The sequence below is a fragment of the Sphingobium sp. ba1 genome, assembly GCF_000743655.1.
Taxonomy (GTDB): domain Bacteria; phylum Pseudomonadota; class Alphaproteobacteria; order Sphingomonadales; family Sphingomonadaceae; genus Sphingobium.
This window is the reverse complement of record NZ_JPPQ01000069.1, coordinates 2,285,653-2,290,445: the sequence shown is the minus strand read 5'-3', so window position 1 is coordinate 2,290,445 and position 4,793 is coordinate 2,285,653. Positions and strand designations below refer to the sequence as shown.

General features: G+C 62.6%; 1 protein-coding gene and 2 pseudogenes. All 3 read left to right on the top strand.

The genetic code is table 11. The features are described from left to right. The first annotated feature begins 283 nt into the window (after positions 1-283). Positions 284-2,401, top strand: coding sequence for a TonB-dependent siderophore receptor (locus tag IL54_RS14185; RefSeq protein ID WP_052027786.1), 2,118 nt, complete (start codon positions 284-286; stop codon positions 2,399-2,401). Between the two features lie 2 nt (positions 2,402-2,403). Then, a pseudogene (locus IL54_RS25935) lies at positions 2,404-3,587 on the top strand (PepSY-associated TM helix domain-containing protein). Between the two features lie 190 nt (positions 3,588-3,777). Next, positions 3,778-4,793 (top strand): annotated as a pseudogene (locus IL54_RS14175) (right-handed parallel beta-helix repeat-containing protein); the annotation flags it as partial.

Below are 4,793 nucleotides of genomic sequence, written 5' to 3'. Positions count from 1 at the left end.
CTGCCACCCCGTCCCGGATTAAGCCATCACGCAGCAGCCCGGTGAATAAGAGAGGCTAGGGTCACCGGCAAGCGTTTCAAGGCCTTAGCTTCCAATGCCTCGTTCCACAGGGCGGTTCGCGTGGTGCCCAGCGTTTCCGGTCGCTTTGCGGCATCGCGCCTACGGGAATGGGTAAACCGTCCCGTTGGCGCGATGCGTAAAACGGACTCTGGCCGCTTGCTCTTAGCATTCAAATCCACTATCGCGAATCACTATCATTAGCGAAACTGATATGGGGGTTGTTTTGTCCATTTTCCGCGTGGCGCTGTTTGCGTCTGTTTCCCTGTCGGCTTGGGCGTCGGTGGCTTCCGCACAGGATGCCCCTGCGGCGGCACCCGATGCAGCCATGGCCGATAGCGATCAGATCATCGTGACGGGCCGCGCGCAGCGCCTCTACCGCACCGAAACTACGACCGTCGGCAAAAGCGCCGAAGACCCGCTCGACATTCCGCAGGCCTTGCAGGTGATCAACAAGGATCTGTTTGCCGATCAAGGCGCGCGCGACGCGACCGACATCTATCGCAATATTTCGGGTGTCAGCTTCTTTAGCTATGCAGGCGTCACCTTCCGCGGCTTTCGCCAGGACCAGTCCTTCTACGACGGGATGCGCGGCAATCCGTTCATCGGCTTTTCCGTGCCCCAGCTTTTCAATATCGAACGGGTGGAAGTGTTGAAGGGACCGGCAGGGCTTTTCTTCGGCCCTGGTTCGCCCGGCGGCATCATCAACTATGTGTCGAAGGTGCCCGGCGATATCAGCGCCATGCGCCTGGTCGCGACGGCGGGCAATTATGATCGTCGCGGCATATCAGCCGAAGCGACCGGCCCGATCGACAAGGACGGGATCGTCACCTACCGCCTCGGCGGCTTTTACGAGGCGATGAACCCCTATCGGCGCAATACGAAGAATGTGTCGCTGATCGGAGATGGCGGCCTGGCGATCAAGACCAATGAGGGCGGCAAGCTGACGTTGCAGGCGACGGTCTATGACAATGATCTCCAAGCGAACCGCCTGCGCGGCATTTTGACCGACGATGACGGCAATTTCCTGACCGACATTCGCTGGAATGCCAACGAACCTACCGATTTTCTGCATTTGAAGTCGCAGGCCTATCAGGCGCGTTATGCGACTGCGATCGGGGAGCGGGTCACGTTCGACGCGGGGGTGCGCTATTTCAAGGCGACCGAGACGCAGCAATATCATGAGCCGCGCGGGTTGGTCGCTGGCAGCGATGACCTGGTCGCACGCGAGTTTCGCGATCAGATCCGTGACGTCGATGGCCTGTCCTTTTCGGCCAATCTGACGGCGCGGGTCGATTTGCTCGGCATGGAGCATAAGTTCCAGACCGGCGCGGATTGGTATGACGAAACGAGCGTGTTGAATTCGCGCATCTTGCGCGCAGGCGTGACGCCGCTCAGCCTCAGCAATCCCGTCTATACCAACAGCGCGCGCGACGTGGTGCGGGCCGCTTTGCTGCCCTTTACCGTCACGGATACGCGCACGAAGCGTCAGGGTGCCTATCTGCAGGACCAGATCAGCCTGACCGATGCCTTCATGCTGGTCGGTGGCGTGCGCTACGACAAGTTCGAGGACGCGGTTGTCAACGCCGCCGCTTATGAGGATGACGATATCACTTTCCGCACCGGCGCGATATACAAGCCGCGCAAGGATGTGTCCGTCTATCTGAGTTGGTCGCAAAGTTTCGAGCCGCAAACGGCCGCCAGCCAGAATGGCGATGTCGGTGGCCCCTTCGCCCCTGTCACCGGCGACCAGTTTGAAGGCGGCATCAAGACCGACCTGTTTGACGGCAGGCTCCAGGCCAATCTGGCCGCCTACCGCATCGTGCGCAAGAATATCCTCCAAGCCGATACCAGCCTGCCGCCTGTCAACGGCCAGGACCAGTTGCGTCCGATCGGCGAGGTGACGAGCAAGGGGTTCGAGATCGACCTGTCGACCGACATTACCGCCAATTGGGTGGCGCTGGTCAATTATGGTTATAATGACACGAAGATCACCGGCACGATCGCGGGCCAGGCGATCACCAACGCCGTCGGCAATCGCTTCGCCAATGCGCCCAAGCATAAGGTCGGCTTCTGGACCCGCTATCAGGTGCCGGCGATCGACGCCGCCTTTGCGGTGGGGGGTGAGCATGTGTCGAAGCGCATCAGCCTGTCGGGGCAGACCGTCAAACCCTATACGATCTTCGACGCATCGATCACCAAGGGGCTTGGCTTTGCCGAACTGATGCTGCGGGTCGATAATATGTTCGACAAGGTCTATGCCGCATCGGGCTTTTCGGCGCAGAGCGGGCATTTTCCGGGCGAGCCGCGGACATTCCTGGCCGAACTGCGCTTTCAATTCTGACCATGGATCAGCTGCGCGTGAAAAAGGGTCGATCGCTCTGGTGGGTGGTGCATAGCTGGATCGGCCTCAAACTGTCGATCTTCCTGACCTTCATCCTGGCGACGGGCACCTTCGCCGTGTTCGCGCATGAAATCGACTGGCTGGCGACGCCCGCGATGCGGGTATCGCCCCGGTCGGAACCCGTCGCATCCTGGGGGGCGTTGGCGCAGGCGGCGGCCCGCGCCGCGCCCGATGCCCGGCTCCAGACCCTCTATGCGCCGATCGACCCCTGGTTTGCGGTCGAAGCCTGGGTCAGTCGCGGCAAGGGCGCGCCAGACCGTGTCTATATCGATCCGTGGACGGCAAAGGTTACAGGCAGGCATGGATGGGCCAGTGTCCACCGCTTCCTGCGGCAGGCCCATCGCCACCTGATGCTGCCGACGAAGATCGGCATACCGATCGTCTGTTCGCTCGCCCTGCTGCTGGCGGCCTCTTTGGTGTCGGGCATCGTCACCTACAAGAAATGGTGGCGCGGCTTCTTCGAGCGCCGCGCGGCGGCGATGGGCGGCGGATGACGGGCGACCTGCATCGCCTGATGGGCCTGTGGAGCTTGTGGTTCGTGGCGCTGATCACGCTGACGGGCCTATGGTATCTGGTGGAGACATTGGGCGGGAACGCCAAGGTGCCCAAATTACCGGAAGTGGCGGCTGGTGCGATGCCGACCGGGGCCGCGCTGGACCGGCTGGTCGCCGTCGCGCGCCGCGCCGATCCTGCGCTCGATATTCGGGAAATCCGCTTCACGCCCGACAATGGCGTCATCTTCCTCGGCCAGTCCTCCGCCTGGCTGGTGCGCGATCGCGCCAATGCGGTGGTCGTCGATCCGGCGACATCGCGCGTCGTCGCGCAGCTGGATGGCCGCACGTTGAGCGCGCATCAGCGCATTTCCGAAATGGCCGATCCGCTACATTTCGGCACCTTCGGCGGCCTGTGGACCAAAGTCCTCTGGTTCCTGTTCGGCGCGCTGCTGACGGCGATGGCCGTCACCGGCACGATGATCTACGCGATGCGGCTGGCCCGATCTTCGCGATCCGACGCGGGCAGCCTGAAGATCGCCTGGCAGGGCATGGGCGCCTGGGGATATGTCGGCATCGCCCTCATTCTCCTGACGCTCATCCTGACACCGGGGGCGATCGGTGGGGCGAGTTGAAGGACGGTTGGCTTCGCTACAGTCGAAGCCTGAACCCCATTCGGATCACAGGCTGCGTTTTCCCCTTTTACTCTGACAGGGCCTCATTCACGCCTATGGCTGCGGCCGCTGAGCTGCTACCCTTGGCCGATTGCGACGATCGCGCCTAGACGCTGACGTTGGATAAAGGATGGAGATGCTAGGAATGCGGATGCGGTGGTTATGTCTGTTCGCCATCTCGGCAGGATCGAGCGGTCCTGCGATGACGCAACTACCCGCCATGCCCGACATTCCCCGCGTGGCCCCATCTGAGCGCCCCGAAGACAGGCATTTCCGGGTCGTCATCCCGAACCGCCCGGCACCGACGCCGATCATCCTGCATGTGTCGCCGCAGGGGTCGGACGACGGCGATGGATCGGCGCGCAAGCCCTTTGCCTCGCTGGTCCGCGCGCAAAAGGCGGTGCGGAGCCTCAACCGCGACCATGATGTGACGGTCTCTTTGGCGGCGGGAACCTACCGCCTGAACGCCCCCTTGCGCTTTAGTGCCGGAGACGGCGGTCAGAATGGCTATACGGTGCGGTGGGAGGGCGCGCCGGGCACACGCGCCATCCTGTCGGGCGGTCAACCGGTCACCGGCTGGCGGCAAGTCGACCAGCAGCGGAATATCTGGGCGGCCAGCGTTCCTGCGGGCACGGACCCCCGGCAATTGACCGTCGCGGGGAAACTCGCGCCACGCGCCTCGGTCGAAATCCCGCGGACCGCCGTCGCTTTCCATCCTTGGGGACTGGAGATCAAGGATGCGGCCTGGCGCTTTCTGGCGCAACTCCCCGGTCAGAGCCGCATCGAAGTGGAAGGCATGAGCTGGTTCACCCATCGCCATGCCATGGTCGACCGTATCGAAGGCGACAGGATCATCATGCAGCAACCGGGATGGCGCAATAATCTGGTCGGCTATGACACGATGGCGCGACCGGTATCGGCCGAAGTCGCGCGCCTCTTCCTGGTGAATGCCCTCGCCTTCCTGCGGGAGCCGGGCCAATGGTTCGTCGATCCGAAGGCCGGGCAACTCTATTACAAGCCCCGGCCGGGCGAGGATATGAGCCAAATTGACGTCGTCCTGCCGCGGCTGGAACATCTGCTGTCGATCGCGGGCAGCTATGACGAACCCGTCCGCGATCTCGAATTTCGTCGCTTGCAATTCAGCCATACGAGCTGGCTGCAGCCGTC